The following is a 24140-nucleotide window of genomic DNA, read 5'->3' on the forward strand; positions in this document are numbered from 1 at the left end:
TCGGTGGGGCTTGGGGATCAGGGGAACGCTCAGCCTCCGAAGAGGGAGCCCACCCATGACCAGAACGTGTCGAGGTGTGCGCCGACGATACCGAAGAACGTCTGTCCGGCGGCGGTCGCCGCGAGGGCGGCCATGACCGCGCACAGTCCTGCGAGCGAGAGCAGGACGAGCTGCATGTTCGAGATGCGCTGTCGGTAGAGGCGTGAGACGCCCTTGGCGTCGACGAGCTTGCCTCCCACGCGGAGCCGCGTGAGGAACGTGCTCGCCATTCCTGCACGCCCCTTGTCGAGAAACTCGACGAGCGTCGCGTGGGTTCCGACGGCGACGATGACCTCGGCACCGGAGTCGTCCGCGAGGAGCATCGCGATGTCCTCGCTCGTGCCGGTCGCCGGAAAGACGATGGGCTCGACCCCGAGGTCCGTCACCCGGTCGAGGCCCGGCGCCTTGCCGTCGCGGTACGCGTGGACGACGATCTCCGCGCCGGACGCGAGCGCACGGTCCGACACCGAGTCCATGTCGCCGACGATCATGTCCGGCTTCCAGCCCGCGTCGATGATCGCGTCCGCCCCGCCGTCGACGCCGATCAGCACCGGCCTGTACTCCGAGATGTACGGGCGCAGCGTCGCGAGGTCCTCGCGGTAGTGATAGCCACGGACGACGATCAGGACGTGTCGGCCGTCGATCTTCGTCGACACAGCCGGCACGCCGACGCCGTCGAGCAGAAGGTCACGCTCGCGACGCAGGTAGTCCATCGTGTTCTCGGCGAACCGCTCGATCTCGTCGGACAGGCCCTCACGCGCCTCGGCCATGTTCGTGGCGATCGTCTGCGGTGTCTGCACCGTCCCCTCGGCGACGAGCGTGTCACCCAGGTACACGGCACCGCCGTCGACCCGGACGGTCTCGCCCTCGGGGATCTCCATGACGGCGTCGCCCAGGTCGTCGACGAGCACGATCCCGGCGTCGACGAGGATCTCGGGCCCGAGGTTGGGGTACCGCCCGGAGGTGGAACGTGCGGCGTTGAGGACGACGGCGGGACCCGCGGTGACCAGGGCGTCCGCGGCGACCCGGTCGATGTCGACGTGGTCGATGACCGCGACGTCGCCGTCGCGAAGCCGTTTGGTCAGGCCCTTGGTCCGGCGGTCGACACGTGCGGTGCCGTGCGTGCCGGGCGTCGTCGGTTCTGGCGCCTTCCGGCGCGTCGAGAGTCTCATCGGTGCATATCGTCCCACGTCACGGCTGAACCGTGGACGACTCGAGCAGCTCGTGCGCGTGGCGCAACGCCGTCGACGAGTCGTCCTGCCCCGAGAGCATCCTCGCGAGCTCGCTGACACGCGCGTCGTCGGTCACCTCCGAGACACCCGTCACGGTCGATCCACCCGTGGTGTCCTTCGCCACGACGAGCTGGCGGTCCGCGAAGGCGGCCACCTGCGCGAGGTGCGTCACGACGATCACCTGGGCTCGCTGCGCGAGCTGGGCGAGCCGACGACCGACCTCGACGGCGGCACGCCCTCCGACACCGGCGTCGACCTCGTCGAAGACGAAGGTCCGAGGGCCGCCACCGTGCGCGCCGCGCGTCGCCGCGAGGGCCACCTCGATGGCGAGCATCACCCGTGAGAGCTCACCACCGGACGCGCCCTTGCCCAGAGGACGGGGCGGGGCGCCCGGGTGCGGGACGAGCTGCATCGCGATCTTGTCCCCGCCGGACGCCGACAGGTCGGCCGGTTCGACCGCCGTCGACAACCTGGCCCCGGTCATCGCGAGCCCCGCCAGCTCCGCGCTGACGGCCTCGTCCAGCTCGCGAGCCGCGCGGGTCCGCCCCTCGGTGACGCGGTCGGCGAGCCGGCGCAGCTCGGCGTCGAGCTCGGCGTGGCGCTCTTGCAGCGCGTCGAGGCCGGCGCCGTCGTCGTCGAGGTCGAGGAGCTTGAGTCCTGCAGCGCTCGCCCACGCGAGCACGTCGTCGATCGACTCCCCGTAGGTCCGGGTCAGCGTCGTGAGCTCCGCGAGCCGCGCGTGCGCGCTCTCGAGCCCGCCGGGGTCGGCCTGCAACCCGTCGACGTACGCGGCGAGGTCCGACGCGACGTCGTTGAGCATGTACTCCGCCTCGACGAGACGGCGGGCCAGCGCGGACATCTCGGGGTCCGAGTCCGCGACCTGCTCCAGGGCCCGCCGCGCACGGTCGAGGCTCACGACAGCGCTCTCCGACGTGTCGGCCGACTCGTCCCCGACGAGCGAGAGATGCGCGGTCTGCGCCGCCCCGCGCAGCTCCTCGGAGTTGCCCAGGCGAGCGACGAGCGCGGTCAGGTCCGCGTCCTCCCCCGGCTGCGGGTCGACCCGCTCGATCTCGGCCAGCCCTCGGCGAAGCGCCTCGGCCTCCCGGGCCCGCTCGTCGGCGTGCGTGGTGAGATCCTCGATCCGCCTCTCGACGTCCGCACGCTCGTGCCACGTCCGGCGGTACTCGGCAAGCGTGCCCGTGTGCTCCTTGCCCGCGAACGCGTCCAGCGCATCACGCTGCCGGCTCGGGGTGCGCAGGCGGATCTGGTCGGCCTGGCCGTGGACCGTCACGAGCTCCCCGGCGACGTCGACGAGCAGCGCCTGCGGGACGCTGCGGCCACCCACGTGCGCGCGCGAGCGCCCCTCCGCGGCGACGGACCGGACGACCACGACGGACCCGTCGTCGTCGAGCTCCCCCCCGGCCTCGTGGACGATCTCACGCGCGGCAGAGCTCTCCGGGAGGTGCATCCGCCCCTCGACCACCGCACGGGTGGCACCGGGGCGCACGGACGCCGGGTCCGCCTTGCCCCCCATGAGCAGGCCGAGGCCCGTGAGCAGCATCGTCTTGCCGGCCCCGGTCTCACCGGTGATGACCGTCAGACCTGGATGAAGACAGACGCTCGTGCGGCTGATCACTCCGAGGTCTTCGATGACCATCTCTTCTATCAACGGGTTCCCCCTTCGTGCCCCCGGTGCCGCCCGCGCCATCCGACGACCGGAAGTCTGAACTTGTTCACGAGCCGGTCCGTGAACGGACCGGAGGCGAGTCGCGCCAGCAGGACCGGGTCCGACCCCCGTCGGACCTCGACCCGTGAGCCGACGGGCAGGTCGACCTGCCGGCGCCCGTCACACATCAGGACCCCGCCCGACGAGGACGTCGGTGCGACCTCGACCGCGAGGACGCTGTCGGGGCCGACCACGACGGGGCGCGCGAAGAGCGCGTGCGCGGAGATGGGGACGAGGACCGTGGCGTCGACGTCGGGCCAGACGACCGGCCCGCCGGCGGAGAACGCGTGCGCGGTCGACCCGGTCGCCGTCGACATCACGACTCCGTCGCAGCCGAACGACGACAACGGCCGCCCGTCCACCTCGACCGCCACCTCGAGCATGCGCGCCCTGCCGGCCTTCTCCACCGTGGCCTCGTTCAGCGCCCAGCCGTGGATCGGCTCGTCGACGCCCGGCTGGTGGACCGCGACGTCGACCGTCTGGCGGGCCTCGATCGCATAGTCGCCCGCCGCGAGACGCGCGACGACCTCGGACAGCTCGTCGCGGTCGCTCTCCGCGAGAAATCCGACGTGACCGAGATTGATCCCGACGAGGGGCACCGACGTCCCGTGCGTGAGCTCTGCGGCACGCAGGATCGTGCCGTCCCCGCCGAGGACGAGCACCATCTCGACCTCCTCGACCCGCTCCGCACTGCGGACGACGTCGATGGGCAGACCTGCGTTGCCAAACCCCTCAGCGAGGTCGTCGTCGTGCAGCGCGACGGAGAACCCTGCGCCCTCCAGCTCGCGCACGGCGTCCCGCACCGTCGCGACGGCGTCGGGCCGACCACCGTGCGTCACGATGAGTACCCGTCGGGTCACGGTTCCTCCGTCCACGTCGTCCGGTGCGCGATCCAGGTCGGGAAAGTCGCGATTTCGTCGTGGTCAGTCTCCCACCTCACCGCCGAGCGCACGATGTCGGCCGGGACGACGGACGCGGGGGGCTCGCCGGCTCGAAGCCGCAGGACGAACTCGCGGTTCCCGTTCGGGCCGGGCAGGCTGCTCGGGACGAGTCCGACGGAGGAGAGTCCTGCGTGGGCTGCGGCCTCGGCGACGGCCGTCACGCACTCGGCCCGCTGCTCGAGGCTCTTGACGACGCCGGTCGCCCCGAGCCGGTCGCGACCGATCTCGAACTGGGGCTTGACGAGAAGTACGATGTCGGTCTTCTCCGAGACGAGCGAGGCGACCACCGGCAGCACGAGTCGCAACGAGATGAACGAGAGGTCCCCGACCAGGACGTCGATCTCGCCGAACGCCTGTGGCTCGAGATCACGGACGTTCAGACCCTCGAGGTTCACCACCCGCGGGTCGTCCCGGAGCTCGTCGACGAGCTGACCGTGCCCGACGTCGACCGCCGTCACCTGCTCAGCGCCCTGTCGGAGCAGAACGTCCGTGAAGCCCCCGGTCGACGCCCCGAGGTCCACGCAACGCGCCCGCTCGACGGAGACGGGCGCACCGGACGCGGCGAACGCGTCGACGGCTCCGGCCAGCTTGGCACCCGCGCGCGAGACGAACTCCGCGTCGTCGACGACCAGCGCCGCGGACGGGCTGATCCTCGCCGACGGGCGGGTCGCCACGACGCCGTCCACCGTCACCGAGCCTGCCTTGACGAGACGGCTCGCGCGCTCGCGCGAGCGAACGAGGCCACGGAGCGCGAGCTCGACGTCCAGACGGTTCAACATCTCAGCTCTCAGGGTCTGCGAGTCGCTCCGCGAGTCGCGCCTGGACGGCGTCGACGACGTCGGGGTGCTCGGCAACGGGCCGCGAACCGAGGTCGTCGAGCAGCTCCCGGACGTCTTCCCCCCACGGCGCGTCCGGATCGCGCGGCTTCGGCGCCGCCCTCTCGGCCGGCACGGAGCCCTCGGGCACGTCGCCCATGCTCGCCCTCCCCATCTCGTCGAACTGCAGACCTACCACGCTACCGGCCGCGACTGACGGTCATCGGACGTCGAACTCGGGAACGGAGTCCTCGTCGATCCGAACGCCGTCGTCCCGCGCCGCCCAGACCGCACCGCACGCGGCGCGCACGGCGTCGACAGGGTCGGAGGCGTCGCCGTGGTCCAGCCGGAGCCGCCCACCGTCGACCCGCGCCGTGGCCCCGCCGCACTCCCACGAGCCGTCCTCTCGATGACGCGGCGCGGCGTGCGCCTGCGTCAGCGCACGCAGGTCCCGCCCGATGAAGTGCGGTCGCATCGACGCGTCGGCGAGGACGGCGTCACGACCCGAGTTCACACCGGTGAGGACGTGGAGTCCCGGGAACCCACCTGCACGAGCGCCGGCGAGGTCCGTGTCCAGGCGGTCGCCGATCACGAGAGTGCGGTTCCCGCCGACACGGTCGACGGCCATCTGATACATCGTCGGTGCAGGTTTGCCGGCGCTCTCCGGTTCGACGCCTGTCGCGGCGACGACCGCCGCCACGAGCGAGCCGTTCCCCGGGGCGATCCCGCGCGCCTGGGGGATCGACAGGTCGCGATTGCTCGCGACGAACCATGCACCGCGCTGCACGGCGAACGCCGCCTCGGCCAGGTCCTTCCATCCGACCTCGGGCGAGAAGCCCTGGACGACCGCGTCGGGTGCGTCGTCGGCGCTGTCCACGATCGTCAGGCCCGCCGCCGTGACGGCGGTGCGCAGGCCTGCCCCACCGATGACAAGGACCGTCGCCCCGACGTCGAGCCGTGTACGGAGCAACGCCGCGGCAGCCTGGGCCGCGGTCATCACGTCGTCGGCGGTCGCCGGGATGTCCAGCTCAGAGAGCTGCCCGGCGACGTCCTCAGGCTCCCGCGAGGCGTTGTTGGTGACGAAGACCAGGCGGACACCGGCACTGCGCGCTGCCGAGAGCCCGTCCGCGGCGTGCTCGATCGGCTGGTGGCCCGCGTACGCGACACCGTCCAGATCGACGAGTGCCAGGTCGAACGCGTCGATCAGAGGTCCCTCACAGGCAAGCAGTCCCCCGCTCACGCGTCATCTCCGCTCTCTGACCGCGTCAGAGGCTCCTCGGCCTCGAGGTCGAAGACCACGACGTCGTCGTCGTCCTCGACATAGGGCGCGAGCGTCGCGGCGGCGTCGCCAGGCCGACCGAGTGCCTCGAGGGCTGCTGCGCGGGCGTAGGCGACTCGCTCGCGAAGGACCTGTGGCACCTGTCCGAGGGAGTCGAGCACCGACAGCGCCGCTTCGGGCTCCTTCAGGTCCAGCCGAGCACCGCTCGTCACGACGCCAAGCTCGACTGCGGCGGCACGGGACAGGGTGGACGCCTCCTCAGACACGGCGAGGTCGAGCGCCCGCTCGGGGCGACCCATGCCGCGTTCGCAGTCAGCCATCATCGGAAGGTGCTCGGACGAGCCGTTCAGGCGACGAACGGTCCTGAACTCCCGGAGCGCCTCCGCGTACCGCTCGGTGCGGTATGCGGCGAGTGCCGCGGCTTCGCGGACGACGTCGATCCGGCCGGCCCGACGAACCGCAGCCTGTGCGTGCAGGTACGCGCGCTCGGGGTCGTCGTCCAGAAGTCGACCCACCATGACGAGGTGCTCCCCGACACGCTCGGCGTTCTCCTTGGTCAGACCACGGAGGCGACCACGTGCGTCCCGGTCGAGGTCGTGCCACGAGATCCCGTCCGGGATCAACGGATCGCGAGGCCGGTCACGGTCGTCCCTCCGGGGGGCGTCGGACCGGGCTCCCTCGTCCCGACGGGGCGAACCGGTGCCGGGTCGGTTTCCGTAGCGTCCTTCACCGCCATCACGACGGTCCGGGCCTCGACCCGCACCAGAGGCTCCCCCACCGTGGGTACGTGACCGATCGCCTCGGCCTCGATCGCCGCCTGCACGCTGGGAGTCTCGACGCTCGTTCACCCTGGTTCCTCTCGTCAGTTGTCAGTGCATCATCCTACGCGCCGACCCGGTAGAACCCTCGGCGCGAGGAGTCGCGAGACGGGTGGTCAGACGTGGTGGTGTGGGGGTATGCCAAAGGCCCACCCCGGTTGGGGTGGGCCTTTGGTGAATGGTTGTCCGGCGGTGTCCTACTCTCCCACCCCGTTCCCAGGGCAGTACCATCGGCGCTGAAGGGCTTAGCTTCCGGGTTCGGAATGGGACCGGGCGTTTCCCCTTCGCTGTGACCGCCGTAACTCTATGGAGATGTTGGGTTTCCTTCCCCCGGGTTGTCCGCGTGTGTGCGGGTGGGGGTTGGTGGTGCCCGTGTCTCGGGAACCGCATAGTGGACGCAAGCATTGAAGTGTTGGGTTGTGAAGTTGTTGGCTGATTAGTACCGGTCAGCTGCGGCAGTCTTTAGTCCTGCCTTCCACGTCCGGCCTATCGACCCAGTGTTCTGGCTGGGTGCCTTCCACCCCGTGGGGTGTGGAAACCTCATCTTGAAGCAGGCTTCCCGCTTAGATGCTTTCAGCGGTTATCCCTTCCGAACGTAGCTAACCAGCCGTGCCACTGGCGTGACAACTGGCATACCAGAGGTTCGTCCGTCCCGGTCCTCTCGTACTAGGGACAGCCCTTCTCAAGTTTCCTGCGCGCGCAGCGGATAGGGACCGAACTGTCTCACGACGTTCTAAACCCAGCTCGCGTACCGCTTTAATGGGCGAACAGCCCAACCCTTGGGACCTACTCCAGCCCCAGGATGCGACGAGCCGACATCGAGGTGCCAAACCATGCCGTCGATATGGACTCTTGGGCAAGATCAGCCTGTTATCCCCGGGGTACCTTTTATCCGTTGAGCGACGGCGCTTCCACAAGCCACCGCCGGATCACTAGTTCCGACTTTCGTCCCTGCTCGACTTGTCAGTCTCACAGTCAAGCTCCCTTGTGCACTTGCACTCGACACCTGATTGCCAACCAGGCTGAGGGAACCTTTGAGCGCCTCCGTTACATTTTGGGAGGCAACCGCCCCAGTTAAACTACCCACCAGACACTGTCCCTGATCCGGATTACGGACCGAGGTTAGGAATCCAGAGCGACCAGAGTGGTATTTCAACGTTGACTCCGCCCGTGCTGGCGCACGGGTTTCACAGTCTCCCACCTATCCTACACAAGCCGCACCGAACACCAATATCAAGCTATAGTAAAGGTCCCGGGGTCTTTCCGTCCTGCTGCGCGTAACGAGCATCTTTACTCGTAGTGCAATTTCGCCGAGTTCGCGGTTGAGACAGCGGAGAAGTCGTTACGCCATTCGTGCAGGTCGGAACTTACCCGACAAGGAATTTCGCTACCTTAGGATGGTTATAGTTACCACCGCCGTTTACTGGGGCTTAAATTCTGAGCTTCGCACCGAAGTGCTGACCCGTCCTCTTAACCTTCCAGCACCGGGCAGGCGTCAGTCCGTATACATCGTCTTGCGACTTAGCACGGACCTGTGTTTTTAGTAAACAGTCGCTTCTCCCTGGTCTCTGCGGCCCTCCACGCTTCGCCCAGCTAGTGGGTTGACGTTTCAGGCCCCCCTTCTCCCGAAGTTACGGGGGCATTTTGCCGAGTTCCTTAACCACGATTCTCTCGATCGCCTTAGTATTCTCTACCTGATCACCTGAGTCGGTTTGGGGTACGGGCGGCTAGAACCTCGCGTCGAGGCTTTTCTTGGCAGCATAGGATCATCGCTTTCGCACATACGTGCTCACCATCAGTTCTCAGGCTCACGCCCGGCGGATTTGCCTACCGGACACCCTACGACCTTAGACGTGGACAACCATCGCCACGCGCAACTACCTTCCTGCGTCACCCCTGTTAATACGCTTACCTAGTACGAGCTCGGGTCCCGCGCGCCCCGCCACGATGACCCCGAAGGGTCGGTGTGGAGGTTTGGGCGGTTAGCATCACTCAGTTCGGTATGGGCGGTTCTTCGCCGGTAGGAGAATATCAACTCCTTGTCCATCGACTACGCCTGTCGGCCTCGCCTTAGGTCCCGACTTACCCAGGGCGGATTAGCCTGGCCCTGGAACCCTTGATCATTCGGCGGACGGGTTTCTCACCCGTCTTTCGCTACTCATGCCTGCATTCTCACTCGTGTGGGCTCCACCGCTGGATTCCTCCGCGACTTCACTGCCCACACGACGCTCCCCTACCCATCCACACGCCTGGACCACGAAGGCCTGGCGAATGTGTGAATGCCACAGCTTCGGCGGTGTACTTGAGCCCCGCTACATTGTCGGCGCGGAATCACTTGACCAGTGAGCTATTACGCACTCTTTCAAGGGTGGCTGCTTCTAAGCCAACCTCCTGGTTGTCTGTGCAACTCCACATCCTTTCCCACTTAGCACACGCTTAGGGGCCTTAGCTGGTGGTCTGGGCTGTTTCCCTCTCGACTACGGAGCTTATCCCCCGCAGTCTCACTGCCACGCTCTCACTTACCGGCATTCGGAGTTTGGCTGACGTCAGTAACCTGGTGAGGCCCATTAGCCATCCAGTAGCTCTACCTCCGGTAAGAAACACGTGACGCTGCACCTAAATGCATTTCGGGGAGAACCAGCTATCACGAAGTTTGATTGGCCTTTCACCCCTAACCACAGGTCATCCCCCAGGTTTTCAACCCTGGTGGGTTCGGTCCTCCACGCGGTCTTACCCGCGCTTCAACCTGCCCATGGCTAGATCACTTCGCTTCGGGTCTAGACCCAGCGACTATGGTCGCCCTATTCGGACTCGCTTTCGCTACGGCTTCCCCACACGGGTTAACCTCGCCACTGAGCACTAACTCGCAGGCTCATTCTTCAAAAGGCACGCCGTCACCCCTGCTAGGGAGGCTCCGACGGATTGTAGGCACACGGTTTCAGGTACTATTTCACTCCCCTCCCGGGGTACTTTTCACCTTTCCCTCACGGTACTTGTCCGCTATCGGTCACTAGGTAGTATTTAGGCTTAGCAAGTGGTCTTGCCGGATTCACACGGGATTTCTCGGGCCCCGTGCTACTTGGGATCCCCTTCAGGAGGCCACGCGATTTCGTCTACGGGGGTTGCACCCTCTGTGCCGGGCCTTTCAATGCCCTTCGACTATCACGCGACTTTCTTACTCCTTGACCTGATGTCAGTCAGATCCGAAAGGTCCCACAACCCCGAACGTGCAACGCCTGACAGCTATCACACACGAACGGTTTGGCCTCATCCGCTTTCGCTCGCCACTACTCACGGAATATCTCTTCCTGCCGGTACTGAGATGTTTCACTTCCCGGCGTTCCCTCCACACACCCTATATATTCAGGTGCGGGTCACCACACATGACTGTGGCGGGGTTTCCCCATTCGGACATCCTCGGATCACGGTTCGTTTGCCAACTCCCCGAGGCTTATCGCAGGCTACAACGTCCTTCTTCGGCTCCTAGTGCCAAGGCATTCACCCTGTGCCCTTAAAAACTTCAACAAAACAACAAAATTGCAGAAACCAAAGATCGTTAGATCTTCGATTAATTCAAAGATGCTCGCGTCCACTATGCAGTTCTCAAGCAACGGACGATCCCACCCTACCGACACACCAAAGTGTGCTGTCGTGGTGACCCGTATCCAAACAACCAACCCGCCAAACGAGCTGATGATCTGGGGACCCAACAGTGTGCTCTACGCCAACCACCCACCGCACCAACACTTTCCAACCCACCACCAACCCCAACAGGGGCCGGCAACCAGGCGTACTCGCACCAACACGACAACTAGTCGACTTCGTCAATGTTCCACCCTTGAGCAACCACCCCCACACGCGAACGGTGTGAGCCATGGCCTCTGCCCCCCAACCGGGGGGAGAAAAGCTCCTTAGAAAGGAGGTGATCCAGCCGCACCTTCCGGTACGGCTACCTTGTTACGACTTAGTCCCAATCGCCAGTCCCACCTTCGACGGCTCCCTCCACAAGGGTTAGGCCACCGGCTTCGGGTGTTACCGACTTTCGTGACTTGACGGGCGGTGTGTACAAGGCCCGGGAACGTATTCACCGCAGCGTTGCTGATCTGCGATTACTAGCGACTCCGACTTCATGGGGTCGAGTTGCAGACCCCAATCCGAACTGAGACCGGCTTTTTGGGATTCGCTCCACCTTGCGGTATCGCAGCCCTTTGTACCGGCCATTGTAGCATGCGTGAAGCCCAAGACATAAGGGGCATGATGATTTGACGTCATCCCCACCTTCCTCCGAGTTGACCCCGGCAGTCTCCTATGAGTCCCCACCATCACGTGCTGGCAACATAGGACGAGGGTTGCGCTCGTTGCGGGACTTAACCCAACATCTCACGACACGAGCTGACGACAACCATGCACCACCTGTATACGAGTGTCCAAAGAGGCTGCTGTCTCCAGCAGATTCTCGTATATGTCAAGCCTTGGTAAGGTTCTTCGCGTTGCATCGAATTAATCCGCATGCTCCGCCGCTTGTGCGGGCCCCCGTCAATTCCTTTGAGTTTTAGCCTTGCGGCCGTACTCCCCAGGCGGGGCACTTAATGCGTTTGCTGCGGCACGGAACTCGTGGAATGAGCCCCACACCTAGTGCCCAACGTTTACGGCATGGACTACCAGGGTATCTAATCCTGTTCGCTCCCCATGCTTTCGCTCCTCAGCGTCAGTTGCGGCCCAGTGACCTGCCTTCGCCATCGGTGTTCCTCCTGATATCTGCGCATTCCACCGCTACACCAGGAATTCCAGTCACCCCTACCGCACTCTAGTCTGCCCGTACCCGATGCACGCCCAAGGTTGAGCCTTGAGTTTTCACACCAGACGCGACAAACCGCCTACGAGCTCTTTACGCCCAATAATTCCGGACAACGCTTGCGCCCTACGTATTACCGCGGCTGCTGGCACGTAGTTAGCCGGCGCTTCTTCTGCAGGTACCGTCACTTGCGCTTCTTCCCTGCTGAAAGAGGTTTACAACCCGAAGGCCTTCATCCCTCACGCGGCGTCGCTGCATCAGGCTTGCGCCCATTGTGCAATATTCCCCACTGCTGCCTCCCGTAGGAGTCTGGGCCGTGTCTCAGTCCCAGTGTGGCCGGTCGCCCTCTCAGGCCGGCTACCCGTCGTCGCCTTGGTGAGCCATTACCCCACCAACAAGCTGATAGGCCGCGAGACCATCCCCAACCGATAAATCTTTCCACACCCATCCCATGCGAGAAGGTGTCATATCCGGTATTAGACCCCGTTTCCAAGGCTTATCCCGAAGTCAGGGGCAGGTTCCTCACGTGTTACTCACCCGTTCGCCACTGATCCACCCAGCAAGCTGGGCTTCACCGTTCGACTTGCATGTGTTAAGCACGCCGCCAGCGTTCGTCCTGAGCCAGGATCAAACTCTCCGTAAATGATCAACGTCAACCAACCAACCCACAAGGAGCCAGCCAGCAAACAACCATACGAAGCACCACACACCAAACGATGCGCGGCCTCATTAATCTGGCAATCAGATTCGAAAACTAACGTTTTCAAAAACTGTTGTCCAAAGACCCCCAACCACCAACCGAAACCACCCGAACGGGCAGCCACAGTCACCAGCCAGGAGATAAAACTTTGGCATTGACTATCAAGCACACTGTTGAGTTCTCAAACAACCAGCACGCACCGTCCCGACCCGCCGAACCTCAGCGACCCGAACCCGGGGCAACCTCTCCAACCTACCAGACCCGATCTCCCGCGTCCAACTCTGCGAAACGATCGAACTCTTTCGGGGTCGAAACATTGCTTCGACCGAAGAGGATTGTCAGCCTCGGGCCGGCCATCTGCCCGAAGGCTTCTGTCCGTCTCCCCTGTCGGGCTGACTCAGAGAACATTACACGTGCCCCGCGCCGCCGCCAAGTCCGTGCGCGGTGACGCGGGGCACACCTGGTCTAAGCCTGCGACTCGGCGACGGCGAGCGTTCGCTTCCCGCGCCGTAGGACCGCGAACCTGCCGTGCAGGAACGCCGCGGCGTCGAGCTCGGCCTCGCTGCTCGTGACCTTCGCGTTGTTGACGTACACGCCGCCCTCACCGATGGCACGACGTGCCGCACCCTTGGAGGCAACGAGGCCGGCCGCGACGATGGCGTCGACGACACCATCTCCTGCGGTGACGGTGACGCTGGGGAGCTCGTGGACCGCTGCCGCGAGCGTCGCCTCGTCGAGTGCATCGAGATCACCGCGCCCGAAGAGCGCCTTGCTCGCCGTGATCACAGCCTCGGTAGCCTCGGCTCCGTGGACGAGGGTGGTCACGTCGGTCGCGAGGACCCGTTGTGCCTCCCGGGCGGCCGGCCGCTCCTGCACGGCCTCCTCGAGCTCGGCGATCTCGTCCCTGGAACGGAACGTGAAGATCTTCAGGAAGCGCACGACGTCGGCGTCCTCGGCATTCACCCAGAACTGGTAAAAGGCGTACGGACTCATCATCTCGGCGTCGAGCCATACGGCTCCACCCTCGGTCTTGCCGAACTTCGTCCCGTCGGACTTGGTGATCAGCGGCGTCGTCATGACGTGCACGGACGACTGCTCGGTCTTGCGGATGAGCTCGACGCCGGAGAGCAGGTTGCCCCACTGGTCGTTGCCACCGGTCTGCAGCGTGCAGTCGTAGCGCAGGAAAAGCTCACGGAAGTCGATCCCCTGGAGGATCTGGTAGCTGAACTCGGTGAAGCTGATCCCCTGCTCGCTGTTCAGGCGGCGCGCGACCGTGTCCTTGGCGAGCATGGTCCCGAGTCGGTAGTGCTTGCCGATCTCGCGGAGGAAGTCGATCGCGGTGAGGTCGCCTGTCCAGTCGAGGTTGTTCACCACGCGCGCAGGGTTCGCGCCGTCGAGGTCGAGGAACCGCGAAACCTGGGAGCGCAGCCGGTCCGTCCATTCCGCGACGGTGTCCTTCGTGTTGAGCACGCGCTCGCCCGACTCGCGCGGGTCCCCGATCATCCCGGTCGCGCCCCCGACGAGAGCGATCGGGCGGTGGCCCGCGAGCTGCAGGTGCCGAAGGAGCAGCAGCTGGACCAGATGCCCGTGGTGCAGGCTCGGAGCCGTCGGGTCGAACCCGCAGTAATAGGTGACGGGGCCCTCGGCCAGTGCGTCGCGCAGCGCGGTCTCGTCGGTGGACTGGGCCACCAGACCTCGCCATTGCAGCTCGTCGAGGATGTCGGTCACTACAGCTCCTTTGTCGTCGGCCCTGAGATCGGGTCGAGGTTGCTCCGGGGCGTTCGCCCGGCTCATCGCTCATTGTGCCGCGAATCGCTCCCGACGCGCACGAAGGTTCGACGGGGCGGCTGGACTACCGGGACCGCCGGTACGCGGAGACGGTGGGCTCGCCCTCGATCCAGAACCGCCAGGGGAAGAGCGCCGGGTCGCCGCCCTCGCCCGAGACACCCACCCGGGGGCCCGACAGGATCGTCGCGCCGAGGGGTCTGTCGCGCGGTACGAGGACCAGCTCGCCGCCGGTCAGGCGCGCGCCGTCGTGCCCGAGGTCGATGCCGAGAGCGACCGTGAAGTTCCCGGGGCCACGCGCAAGGTCTCGATCGGTGCGTGCCACGCCCGCGGCCGTCCGGCGCGCACGCGCGAGATCACGCCCCTCGACGATCTCCGCCGCACGCAGCAGCACGGCCGACGCCTCCCCCTCCGGCCCGCAGACGACGTTCATGCAGTGGTGGAGGCCGAGATGGCGGTAGACGTAGAGGTGCGCCGCAGGACCGAACATCGCGGCGTTGCGCACCGATCTGCCGCGGTACGCGTGAGACCCCGGGTCGTGGGCGCCTCGGTAGGCCTCGACCTCGGTGATCCGTGCCGTCACGCGTCCTGCCCCGAGACGCGTCGTGAGCAGCGCGCCGAGGAGCTCTGGGGCGACGTCGAGAGCGTCCCGCTCGAGCCACGCACCCGACGAGGCGGACGCCGTCACGGGAGCAACCGTCCCCAGCCGTCGAGACGGACGTGGGCACGACGACGCGTGTCGTGCTCCGCGAAGAACTCGCGTTCGGCGGACATCCAGCGGATCCACTCGGCCCTCATCGCCGCTCCGTCGCGTCGCAGTCCGCGTCGGAGCCGTTCGTCGTCCGGCGCCTCGACCCAGATGACGCACGCCGCGAACGCGTCGACCGAACGGGGCGCCGCTCCGCACCCCTCGACGATCAGGACCGGTGCACTCTCCACGCGGTGCGACTCGGCGAACGTCCCCCGGTCCCAGTCGTACCGGTCGTACTTGCCCGGTCGCCCCTCGGACAGCGGTCCGAGCACCCACTGGGCGCACCGTGTCGCGCCGCCACCGGGCCCGGCCTCCCAGCCCTCGTAGAGATCGTCCATGTGCACGACCTGGGCATCGAGTGCGACCGCCATCTGGCCGGCCAGCGTCGTCTTGCCCGACCCGGCCGGCCCGTCGATGCAGACCAGCCGCGTACGGACCGGGTCCGCGAGATCGCGCGGCAGGAGCGCCACGCTGTCGCGGACCCGGTCGACGAGCGTGTCCAGCACGGGCGTGCTGACGCTCATGAGGTCAGCCCTCGGTCCAGAACCGGAACTCGACAGCCTTGGCCTTGGCCTCGGTCAGCTGCTCCGCGACCCGTGCCGGCGCGGTCCCGCCCACGGCGTCCCGCGAGGCGAGCGAGCCGCTCACGCTGAGCACCTCGCGCACGCCAGGTGTCAGATGATCCGAGATGTCTGCCAGGTCCTCGTCCGACAGGTCCCAGAGCTCGATGCCACGGTCCTCGCAGACGCGGACGCACGAACCCGCGACCTCGTGGGCGACGCGGAAGGGAACGCCCTGTCGCACCAGCCACTCCGCGATGTCGGTCGCGAGAGAGAAACCCTGCGGTGCGAGCTCCGCCATACGGTCGGTGTCGAACTCGAGCGTGGCAACCATCCCGGCGAACGCCGGCAGCAGGACCTCGAGGGTGTCGACCTGGTCGAAGACCGGCTCCTTGTCCTCTTGCAGATCACGGTTGTACGCGAGCGGGAGGCCCTTCAGCGTGGCAAGAAGACCCGTCAGGTCGCCGATGATGCGCCCCGCCTTGCCGCGCGCGAGCTCGGCCACGTCGGGGTTCTTCTTCTGCGGCATGATGCTCGACCCGGTGGAGTAGGAGTCGTGCAGCCTGACGAAGCCGAACTCCTTGGTCGCCCAGGCGATGACCTCCTCGGCCAGTCGCGAGAGGTCCACCGCGAGCATCGCGGAGACGAACGCGAACTCCGCGACCACGTCGCGCGCCGCGGTGCCGTCGATCGAGTTCTCGACCGGGCCGTCGAACCCGAGCTCCGCCGCCACGGCAGCCGGGTCGAGGCCGAGGGACGAGCCCGCGAGCGCCCCCGAGCCGTAGGGCGAGCGTGCTGCGCGGACGTCCCAGTCGACGAACCGGTCGACGTCGCGCAGGAGCGGCCAGGCGTGGGCGAGGAGGTGGTGCGCGAGCAGCACCGGCTGCGCATGCTGCAGATGTGTACGCCCGGGCATCGCTGCCTCCCCCGCGGCGGTGGCCTGCTCGGTCAGCGCGTCGACCACGTCGAGCACGAGACCGACGATGACGCGGGACTCGTCGCGGAGATACATCCGGACGAGGGTCGCGATCTGGTCGTTGCGGGAGCGTCCTGCCCGGAGCTTTCCACCGAGCTCGAGCCCGGCACGCTCGATGAGCCCTCGTTCAAGCGCGGTGTGGACGTCCTCGTCGCCCTCGGCCGGGACGAACGCCCCCGACGCGACGTCCTCGCGCAGCCGGTCGAGCGCAGCGTGCATTCCTTCGAGCTCGGTGTCGTCGAGCAGACCCGCTGCGTGCAGGACCTTCGCGTGCGCCTTGGAGCCGGCGATGTCCTGACCGGCGAGCCGCCAGTCGAAGTGCGTGGACTTGCTCAGGGCTGCCAGCGCGTCGGCAGGACCACCGGCGAACCGGCCACCCCAGAGGCTGACGCGCTGGGAGTCGGAGGCGTTCGTCTCAGTCATGGCTCAGAGCTCTCCGTCGCCCAGGTCCACGCCGTTGCCGAACTTGACGTCGCGCGCGGCGGCGAGCTTGGAGGTCAGGCCGTAGATGTCGATGAATCCGACGGCGCTCGACTGGTCGAAGCTGTCGCCCTCGTCGTAGGTGGCGAGGTTGAAGTCGTAGAGGCTCTGCTCGGAGCGACGCCCGCTGACCGTCGCGCGTCCGCCGTGCAGGACGAGACGGATGTCGCCGGACACGTACTTCTGGGTGTCGGCGATGAACGTGTCGAGGTTCTTCTTCAGCGGGCTGAACCACTGTCCGTCGTAGACGAGCTCGCTCCAGCGCTGCTCGACGTTCCGCTTGAAGCGGGCCTGCTCGCGCTCGAGGGTGACGTTCTCGAGCTCGCGGTGGGCTGCGATGAGTGCCATCGCGCCCGGGGCCTCGTAGATCTCGCGGGACTTGATGCCCACCAGACGGTCCTCGACGATGTCGATCCGGCCCACGCCCTGCGCGCCGGCGCGGCGGTTGAGCTCCTGGATGGCCTGCAGGGGCGTCACCTTCTCGCCGTCGAGGGCGACGGGGACGCCCTGGTCGAAGGTGATGATGACCTCGTCCGCGACCGGGGGGAACGTCGGGTCGTCGGTGTAGTTGTAGACGTCCTTGGTCGGTGCGTTCCAGATGTCCTCGAGGAAGCCCGTCTCGATCGCACGGCCCCAGACGTTCTGGTCGATCGAGAACGGGTTCTTCTTGGTCGTCTCGATGGGCAGCTTGTGCTTCTCGGCGTAGGCGATCGCCTTTTCCCGGGTGAGCGCGAGGTCGCGGACCGGCGCGAGGCACTTCAGGTCGGGCGCGAGGGAGGTGATCGACACCTCGAACCGCACCTGGTCGTTGCCCTTGCCCGTGCATCCGTGCGCAACGGTCGTGGCGCCGAACTGGCGCGCGGCACGCACGAGGTGCTTGACGATGACGGGCCGCGAGATCCCCGAGACGAGCGGGTACGCGTCCTGGTAGAGCCCGTTCGCCGCGAGCGCCGGCATGCAGTACTCGGTCGCGAACTCGTCGCGTGCGTCGGCCACGTAGGCCTCGACGGCGCCGCAGTCGAGCGCACGCTGGCGGATCGCCTCGAGGTCCTCGCCGCCCTGGCCGACGTCGACGGCCACGGCCACGACCTCGGCCCCGGTCGCCTCCGCGATCCAACCGATGGCGACGGAGGTGTCGAGCCCTCCCGAGTAGGCGAGGACGACGCGTTCAGTCATGGTGATACTTCCTTCGGGTCTGGGGTGTGCTGCGGGTCTGGTCAGTTGTGTCCGGCCGCACCGGCGGCCATGGACAGGAATCGTGCGGCGATGTCCTCGCCGCCGTCGGTCTCGCGTCCGATCACGAGGACGGTGTCGTCACCGGCGATGGTCCCGAGAATGCCGGCGAGGACCGAGTGGTCGATCGCCGACGCGAGGTACTGGGCTCCGCCCGGCGGCGTCCGCAGGACCACCTGGTTACCGGAGGCCTCGGCGGAGACCAGGAGCTCGCCGCAGAGCCGGGCAAGCCGGGCGGCCACGTACTCCGCGTCGGTCCCCGCGCGGACGGACCGGTCTCCCCCCTCGCCGGGAACTGCGTACGCGAGCGCCCCGGAGGGCAGGCGGACCTTCTCCGCCTGCAGGTCGACCAGGTCGCGCGAGAGCGTGGCCTGCGTGACCGAGACTCCCTCGGCCGCAAGGCTCCGGGCCAGCTCTGCCTGGGAGTGGATCTCGCCGCGTCGGACGAGCTCGACAATCCGCGCGTGACGCGCGGCACGGGTCGTCGGCACGCCGGCCGGTGTGGTCCGCACACTCACGCCGACTCCTCGAGAAGCCACGTGAGCAGGGCCTTCTGGGCGTGCAGCCTGTTCTCCGCCTCGTCCCAGACGGCGCTGCGGGGGCCGTCGATCACCTCGGCGGTGATCTCCTTGCCCCGGTAGGCGGGGAGGCAGTGCAGGACGATGGCGTCGTCGGCGGCGTGCGCGAGCAGCGCGTCGTCGACCTGGAACGGGACGAAGGGCCTCGCGCGCTCCTCCGCGCTCGCCTCGTCCCCCATCGAGATCCACGTGTCGGTGACGACGACGTCGGCCCCCGAGACCGCGTCGGCCGCGTCGGTGACGACGGTGACGGATCCCCCCGTCTCCGCCGCGATCTCCTGGGCACGGGCGACGACGTCGGCGGCCGGGAGGTAGCCCTGAGGCCCTCCGACCCGGACGTGCATGCCCGCGGTCGCACCGCCGACCATGTACGACGCCGCCATGTTGTTGGCGGCGTCGCCGACGTAGGCCAGGGTCTGCCCGGCGATCGCGTCGACGCCGCCGCGCAGCTGCGCGACGGTCAACAGGTCCGCGAGGATCTGGCACGGGTGGAACGCGTCGGTCAGTGCGTTCACGACCGGAACGGACGAGTAGGCGGCCATCTCCTCGAGACGGTCCTGCCCGAACGTCCGCCAGACGATCGCCGAGCACTGCCGGTCGAGCACGCGTGCGGTGTCCGCGACCGACTCACCCCGCCCGAGCTGGCTGCTCTGCGCGTCGATGACCAGCGGGTATCCGCCGAGCTCGGCGATCCCGGCGGAGAACGAGACCCGCGTGCGTGTCGAGGGCTTGTCGAAGATCACGGCCACGGCCTGCGGGCCGCGCAGAGGTGACCGGACGTACCGGTCCTCACGGAACGCCAGACCGAGCTCGAGGACGGCGCGCTGCTCGGCCGGCGAGAGGTCGTCGTCACGCAGGAAGTGACGGACAGCGGTCGTGCTCATGAGTCCTCCCCAGGAGGTCGAAGGTCGGGCAGGGTCGAGAACAGGTCGACGACGGACCGGGCCTGGTCGCTCGTCAGGATCAGCGGCGGGGCGAGCCGGACGGTGTCGGGGGCGACGGCGTTCACGATGAACCCCTCCTCCAGCGCGTACGCGGCCACCTGTGCCGCCACCGGCCGGGTGAGCCGCACGCCGAGCAGAAGCCCCGCCCCGCGGACGTCGGCGACGAGCGGGCTGCCACAGCCCGAGATGCCGTCCCTGAGCACACCACCGACGACGCGGACGTTGTCCAGCAGTCCGTCGCGCTCGATCACGGCGATCGTCGCGAGGGCGGCCGCGGCCGCGACAGGGTTCCCTCCGAAGGTCGTCCCGTGCTGCCCCGGACCGAGCAGCGTCGCGACACGTTCTCCGTAGGCAATGACCGCACCGACGGGGAATCCGCCGCCGAGCCCCTTGGCGACGGTGACGACGTCGGGCACGACACCCTCACCGAGCGCGCTCTGGTGGTGCGCGAACCACGACCCGGTCCGGCCGATCCCCGTCTGCACCTCGTCGATGATCAGCAGGGCGCCGCAGGCGGCGGTGAGCTCACGGGCCCGGGCAAGGAAGCCGGCGGGCAGCGGTTGCACGCCCGCCTCGCCCTGGATCGGCTCGGCGACCAGCGCCGCGACCGGACCCCTGTCGTCGTCCGCGAACGCACGCTCGAGCGAGGCGGGGTCGGAGGGGTCGACGAACTCGACGCCCCCCGGCATCGGCTCGAAAGGCTCGCGGTAGGCCGCCCTGGACGTCATGGCGAGCGCACCCATCGTGCGACCGTGAAAGCCGCCGTCGAGCGCGATGATGCGCGCCGGCCGCTCGGAGGTCCCACCCAGCTGGCTCCCGGCACGGCGGGCGAGCTTGAAGGCCGCCTCGTTCGCCTCGGAGCCCGAGTTGGTGAAGAAGACCCGCGACCCGTCCGGGGCCGAGGCCAGGTCGAGCAACCGCTCCGCCAGCGCAACCTGGGTCGGCGTCGCGAAGAAGTTCGAGACGTGCCCGAGGGTGCCGAGCTGGGCGCCGACCGCAGCCGTCAGCGTCGCGTGCCCGTGCCCGAGCGCGTTGACGGCGATCCCTGCCAGCATGTCGAGGTACCGGTTGCCGTCGGCGTCCCAGACGTAGGCTCCCTCACCCCGGACCAGCACCCGCTGCGGGGTGCCGAACGTGTTCATCAGCGCTCCCGAGTACCGCTCGGTCCACCGGGCCGCCGAGCTCTCGTCTCCGCCGACCAGCGCCATCTGCGTCGTCACGTCCACGTCGTCGCTCATGCCGTCACCTCCGGAACCACCATCGTGCCGATGCCCCGCGTGGTGAAGACCTCCTGCAGGACCGAGTGGGCGACCCGACCGTCGATGACGTGCGCCCGAGGAACGCCGCCTCGGACCGCGCGCAGGCAGGCCTCCATCTTCGGGACCATGCCCGACTGCAGCGACGGCAGCAGGGACGCGAGATCGCCCTCGGTGATCTCGCTGACGAGCGAGCCACGGTCGGGCCAGCTCGTGTACAGCCCCTCGACGTCGGTCAGCACGATCAGCTTGGTGGCGCCGAGCGCGACCGCGAGCGCCGCGGCCGCCGTGTCGGCGTTGACGTTGAGCACCTGAGTCGGGTCGTCGACGTCGGGCGCGACGGTCGAGACCACGGGGATCCGGTGCGCGTCGAGGAGGTCCCGCACGGCGCGCGGGTCCACCGAGACGACGTCCCCGACCTGTCCGACGTCCACCTTCACCCCGTCGACCACCGCATGGCGGCGCTGGGCTGCGAACAGTGCACCGTCCTCGCCGGAGAGGCCGACGGCGTACGGCCCGTGGGAGTTGATGAGCCCCACGAGCTCGCGCGAGACGGACCCGGTCAGCACCATCCGGACGACGTCCATCGCCTCGGGCGTCGTGACGCGCAGTCCCCCACGGAACTCCGAGTCGATCCCGAGGCGGTTGAGCATGGAGGAGATCTGCGGGCCCCCGCCGTGCACGACGACGGGGAGGAGCCCGACCTGACGCAGGAAGACCATGTCCTGGGCGAACGCCTGCTTGAGCTCGTCGTCGACCATGGCGTTGCCGCCGTACTTCACGACGACGAGGGCACCGTGCAGCTCCTGGAGCCACGGCAGCGCCTCGACGAGCACCTCGGCCTTCTGGCTCGGCTGCAGGTCGGCGACGGCGTCGAACCCGTCCTCGTGCGGGTAGTGCGCGTTCTCCGGCACGTTCTGGTCCTTTGTCGTCATGAGGAGTACGCGCTGTTCTCGTGGACGTAGTCGTGCGTGAGGTCGTTGGTCCACACCGTGACCGTCGCGTCGCCGGCGTGCAGGTCGATCTCGACGACGACGTCCCGGCTACCGGCCAGGTCGACGCCCTCGCGCGGCTCACCCACGCCTCCCGCCCGGCACACCTGAACCCCGTTCACGGCGACGTCCAGCGTCAGCGGGTCGAACGGTGCGACGGACTCCGGGACGGTTCCGACGGCGGAGAGGATCCGCCCCCAGTTCGGGTCGTTGCCGAAGATCGCCGTCTTGAAGAGGTTGGACCGGGTCACGGCTCGCGCGACGGCGACTCCGGCGTCCTCGGTCGTCGCGTTGCGGACGGTCACCGCGATCTCGTGGCTCGCCCCCTCGGCGTCGGCGACGAGCTGGCGGGCGAGTCCGGCGCACACCTCGGTGAGCGCCTCGACGAGCTCTGCCTCGCTCACGGACTGTCCAGAGGCACCGGAGGACAGCAGCACCACGGAGTCGTTCGTCGACATGCAGCCGTCGGAGTCGACCCGGTCGAACGTGGTCCGGGTCGCCTCGCGCAGAGCGCGGTCGAGCGTCTCGGCGTCGGCGAGGGCGTCGGTCGTGACGACGCACAGCATCGTCGCCAGGCCCGGCGCGAGCATGCCGGCCCCCTTGGCCATCCCGCCCACCGTCCACGTCCCGCCCGCACCGGACCGCCGTGCGACGGCGGTCTTGGGGGTGGTGTCGGTGGTCATGATCGCGAGGGCGGCGTCGTGGCCGCCGTCGGCCACGAGCCCGGACGCCGCGGCGTCGACCCCGGCAAGGAGCCTGTCCATCGGCAGGGGAAGACCGATCAGACCGGTGGAGCACACGACGACGTCTCCCGCCGAGGCCTCGAGGGCGTCGGCGACGTGCTCGGCCGTGCGGTGGGTGTCGGCAAACCCGTCGGGCCCGGTGCAGGCGTTGGCGCCGCCCGAGTTGAGCACGACCGCCTGGGCCCGACCGTCGGCGAGCACCTGCCGGGACCAGACCACCGGGGCCGCGACGACGCGGTTGGACGTGAAGACCCCTGCGGCAGCGAGCTCCGGACCGTCGTTGACGACGAGCGCGACGTCGCGGTCCCCCGTCGACTTCAGTCCGGCGACGACTCCCGTCGCCCGAAATCCTTGTGCTGCGGTGACGCTCATGGTGCGACCCCTTCGGTGGTCAGGCCTCGGGTCTGGTCGAGGCCGAGGGCGATGTTCATGGACTGGACCGCGGCTCCGGCCGTCCCCTTCACCAGGTTGTCGATCGCGGTGACCGTGACAACCCGCCCGACGGCACGGTCGACGGCCACCTGCACGAGAGCGGTGTTCGCTCCGAGGGTCATCGCCGTCGTCGGCCACTGCCCCTCGGGGAGGAGCTGGACGAACGGCTCGCCGGCGTAGGCCTGTTCCCAGGCGCGACGCACCTCGGCGTCCGACGCCTCGGCGTGCGCCGAGGAGAGGCGCGCCGTCGTCGTCGCGAGAATTCCGCGGGACATCGGGACAAGGGTCGGGGTGAACGAGATCGAGACCGCCGCGGCCCCCGCGGCCCGGAGGTTCTGCCGGATCTCCGGGATGTGGCGGTGGGTGCCCCCGACGGCGTAGGCCTGCGCCGAACCGAGCCCCTCGCTCGCCAGCAGGTGCGGCTTCAGGGACTTGCCGGCACCCGAGTACCCGTTGGCGAGGACGGCGACGACGTCGACAGGATCGACGACGCCGGCGGCGACACCGGGCTGAAGCCCCAGGGTGACCGCGGTGACGTTGCACCCGGGGACCGCGATGCGCCGCACCCCGGCGAGCTGCTCGCGCTGCTTGGTGAGGGCGCCGTCGTGACCCGTGAGCAGAAGCTCCGGCATGCCGTAGGGCCACGTCCCGGCGTGGTCCGAGCCGTAGAACGCAGTCCAGTCATCCGCGGAGACGAGACGGTGGTCCGCCCCGAGGTCGATCGCCAGCACGCTCTCGTCGAGCTGCGCGGCGATCTCGCCCGACGCGCCGTGCGGCAGCGCGAGCACGACGACGTCGTGGCCGGCGAGGTTCTCGGCCGTCGTCGCGACGAGCTCGCGGGCCGCCAGTGCGCGCAGGTGGGGCTGGATCGCACCGAGGCGCTGCCCTGCGTTGGAGTGGGCGGTCAGCGCGCCGATCTCCACGTCGGGATGACTCGCCAGGAGGCGCAGGACCTCTCCCCCGGCGTACCCTGACGCTCCTGCTACTGCGACCCGAACTGTCATATTCATAGTGTGGCATATCTATGCAGTGAGACGCGAACCGGTGCCGCGATGACACTCCGGG

18 protein-coding genes and 3 rRNA genes are annotated in these 24140 nt (G+C 67.8%); all 21 read right to left on the reverse strand.

Annotated elements, in window-relative coordinates; all coding sequences use genetic code 11:
- Positions 1 to 29: 29 nt before the first annotated feature.
- The 21 genes from steA to argC all read right to left on the reverse strand — a co-directional run bounded on the left by steA (position 30) and on the right by argC (position 24079).
- Positions 30 to 1211 carry a putative cytokinetic ring protein SteA gene (gene steA, locus BLU20_RS09395; RefSeq protein ID WP_029253254.1) on the reverse strand — a complete coding sequence of 394 codons (1182 nt, stop codon included), beginning with the start codon at positions 1209 to 1211 and terminating at the stop codon, positions 30 to 32.
- 19 nt (positions 1212 to 1230) lie between these two features.
- Positions 1231 to 2928: a DNA repair protein RecN gene (gene recN / locus BLU20_RS09400; RefSeq protein WP_231959174.1), complete on the reverse strand. Its 1698-nt coding sequence runs from the start codon at positions 2926 to 2928 to the stop codon at positions 1231 to 1233.
- Positions 2929 to 2936: 8 nt separating this feature from the next.
- Positions 2937 to 3857 carry an NAD kinase gene (locus BLU20_RS09405; protein ID WP_083373007.1) on the reverse strand — a complete coding sequence of 307 codons (921 nt, stop codon included), beginning with the start codon at positions 3855 to 3857 and terminating at the stop codon, positions 2937 to 2939.
- On the reverse strand, positions 3854 to 4717 hold the full coding sequence (locus tag BLU20_RS09410) for a TlyA family RNA methyltransferase (protein WP_083372359.1): 864 nt from the start codon (positions 4715 to 4717) through the stop codon (positions 3854 to 3856). The genes BLU20_RS09405 and BLU20_RS09410 overlap by 4 nt, the downstream gene beginning before the upstream one ends.
- Before the next feature lies 1 nt (position 4718).
- Positions 4719 to 4913: a hypothetical protein gene (locus BLU20_RS09415; RefSeq protein WP_083372360.1), complete on the reverse strand. Its 195-nt coding sequence runs from the start codon at positions 4911 to 4913 to the stop codon at positions 4719 to 4721.
- A gap of 60 nt (positions 4914 to 4973) precedes the next feature.
- The gene (locus tag BLU20_RS09420; RefSeq protein WP_083372361.1) at positions 4974 to 5993 is read right to left on the reverse strand and encodes an HAD-IIA family hydrolase; all 1020 of its coding nucleotides are present in this window, start codon (positions 5991 to 5993) and stop codon (positions 4974 to 4976) included.
- The gene (locus BLU20_RS09425; protein WP_197675387.1) at positions 5990 to 6655 is read right to left on the reverse strand and encodes a hypothetical protein; all 666 of its coding nucleotides are present in this window, start codon (positions 6653 to 6655) and stop codon (positions 5990 to 5992) included. Before BLU20_RS09425 ends, BLU20_RS09420 begins: the two co-directional genes overlap by 4 nt.
- Before the next feature lie 379 nt (positions 6656 to 7034).
- Positions 7035 to 7151: ribosomal RNA gene (gene rrf, locus BLU20_RS09435) — 5S ribosomal RNA — on the reverse strand.
- Between the two features lie 115 nt (positions 7152 to 7266).
- A 23S ribosomal RNA gene (locus BLU20_RS09440) occupies positions 7267 to 10376 on the reverse strand.
- Between the two features lie 389 nt (positions 10377 to 10765).
- A 16S ribosomal RNA gene (locus tag BLU20_RS09445) occupies positions 10766 to 12288 on the reverse strand.
- The 16S, 23S and 5S rRNA genes sit together here, the layout of an rRNA operon.
- Before the next feature lie 522 nt (positions 12289 to 12810).
- Positions 12811 to 14073, reverse strand: a complete 1263-nt coding sequence (gene tyrS, locus BLU20_RS09450; protein ID WP_083372363.1) for a tyrosine--tRNA ligase — start codon at positions 14071 to 14073, stop codon at positions 12811 to 12813.
- Between the two features lie 124 nt (positions 14074 to 14197).
- The gene (locus BLU20_RS09455; protein ID WP_083372364.1) at positions 14198 to 14818 is read right to left on the reverse strand and encodes a DNA-3-methyladenine glycosylase; all 621 of its coding nucleotides are present in this window, start codon (positions 14816 to 14818) and stop codon (positions 14198 to 14200) included.
- Entirely contained in the window at positions 14815 to 15405 is a 591-nt protein-coding gene (locus BLU20_RS09460) for an AAA family ATPase (protein ID WP_083372365.1), read from the reverse strand. The genes BLU20_RS09455 and BLU20_RS09460 overlap by 4 nt, the downstream gene beginning before the upstream one ends.
- Before the next feature lie 4 nt (positions 15406 to 15409).
- Positions 15410 to 16840 carry an argininosuccinate lyase gene (argH, locus tag BLU20_RS09465; protein ID WP_029252692.1) on the reverse strand — a complete coding sequence of 477 codons (1431 nt, stop codon included), beginning with the start codon at positions 16838 to 16840 and terminating at the stop codon, positions 15410 to 15412.
- A 3-nt stretch (positions 16841 to 16843) separates the two neighbouring features.
- Positions 16844 to 18073, reverse strand: coding sequence for an argininosuccinate synthase (locus BLU20_RS09470; protein ID WP_029252691.1), 1230 nt, complete (start codon positions 18071 to 18073; stop codon positions 16844 to 16846).
- Between the two features lie 41 nt (positions 18074 to 18114).
- Positions 18115 to 18648, reverse strand: coding sequence for an arginine repressor (locus tag BLU20_RS09475; protein WP_083372366.1), 534 nt, complete (start codon positions 18646 to 18648; stop codon positions 18115 to 18117).
- Entirely contained in the window at positions 18645 to 19592 is a 948-nt protein-coding gene (gene argF / locus BLU20_RS09480; protein WP_083372367.1) for an ornithine carbamoyltransferase, read from the reverse strand. The genes BLU20_RS09475 and argF overlap by 4 nt, the downstream gene beginning before the upstream one ends.
- Positions 19589 to 20890: an acetylornithine transaminase gene (locus tag BLU20_RS09485; RefSeq protein ID WP_083372368.1), complete on the reverse strand. Its 1302-nt coding sequence runs from the start codon at positions 20888 to 20890 to the stop codon at positions 19589 to 19591. Before BLU20_RS09485 ends, argF begins: the two co-directional genes overlap by 4 nt.
- Entirely contained in the window at positions 20887 to 21843 is a 957-nt protein-coding gene (gene argB, locus BLU20_RS09490; protein ID WP_052366891.1) for an acetylglutamate kinase, read from the reverse strand. Before argB ends, BLU20_RS09485 begins: the two co-directional genes overlap by 4 nt.
- A complete protein-coding gene (gene argJ / locus BLU20_RS09495) occupies positions 21840 to 23015 on the reverse strand; it encodes a bifunctional glutamate N-acetyltransferase/amino-acid acetyltransferase ArgJ (protein WP_083372369.1) in 1176 nt (391 codons plus the stop codon). The genes argB and argJ overlap by 4 nt, the downstream gene beginning before the upstream one ends.
- A complete protein-coding gene (gene argC, locus BLU20_RS09500; protein WP_197675388.1) occupies positions 23012 to 24079 on the reverse strand; it encodes an N-acetyl-gamma-glutamyl-phosphate reductase in 1068 nt (355 codons plus the stop codon). The genes argJ and argC overlap by 4 nt, the downstream gene beginning before the upstream one ends.
- Positions 24080 to 24140: the final 61 nt, after the last annotated feature.

This window comes from Paraoerskovia marina, assembly GCF_900105445.1.
Classification (GTDB): domain Bacteria; phylum Actinomycetota; class Actinomycetes; order Actinomycetales; family Cellulomonadaceae; genus Paraoerskovia; species Paraoerskovia marina.

Excerpts from the sequence above, each read along its gene's own strand:
- recN (WP_231959174.1), bottom strand. The coding sequence starts at position 2,928 with ATGGTCATCGAAGACCTCGGAGTGATCAGCCGCACGAGCGTCTGTCTT.
- BLU20_RS09415 (WP_083372360.1), bottom strand. The coding sequence starts at position 4,913 with ATGGGCGACGTGCCCGAGGGCTCCGTGCCGGCCGAGAGGGCGGCGCCG.
- argH (WP_029252692.1), bottom strand. The coding sequence starts at position 16,840 with ATGACTGAGACGAACGCCTCCGACTCCCAGCGCGTCAGCCTCTGGGGT.
- BLU20_RS09470 (WP_029252691.1), bottom strand. The coding sequence starts at position 18,073 with ATGACTGAACGCGTCGTCCTCGCCTACTCGGGAGGGCTCGACACCTCC.
- argB (WP_052366891.1), bottom strand. The coding sequence starts at position 21,843 with ATGACGACAAAGGACCAGAACGTGCCGGAGAACGCGCACTACCCGCAC.
- BLU20_RS09410 (WP_083372359.1), bottom strand. The coding sequence starts at position 4,717 with ATGTTGAACCGTCTGGACGTCGAGCTCGCGCTCCGTGGCCTCGTTCGC.
- BLU20_RS09460 (WP_083372365.1), bottom strand. The coding sequence starts at position 15,405 with ATGAGCGTCAGCACGCCCGTGCTGGACACGCTCGTCGACCGGGTCCGC.
- argJ (WP_083372369.1), bottom strand. The coding sequence starts at position 23,015 with ATGAGCGTCACCGCAGCACAAGGATTTCGGGCGACGGGAGTCGTCGCC.
- argF (WP_083372367.1), bottom strand. The coding sequence starts at position 19,592 with ATGAGCACGACCGCTGTCCGTCACTTCCTGCGTGACGACGACCTCTCG.
- argC (WP_197675388.1), bottom strand. The coding sequence starts at position 24,079 with ATGACAGTTCGGGTCGCAGTAGCAGGAGCGTCAGGGTACGCCGGGGGA.
- BLU20_RS09485 (WP_083372368.1), bottom strand. The coding sequence starts at position 20,890 with ATGAGCGACGACGTGGACGTGACGACGCAGATGGCGCTGGTCGGCGGA.
- steA (WP_029253254.1), bottom strand. The coding sequence starts at position 1,211 with ATGAGACTCTCGACGCGCCGGAAGGCGCCAGAACCGACGACGCCCGGC.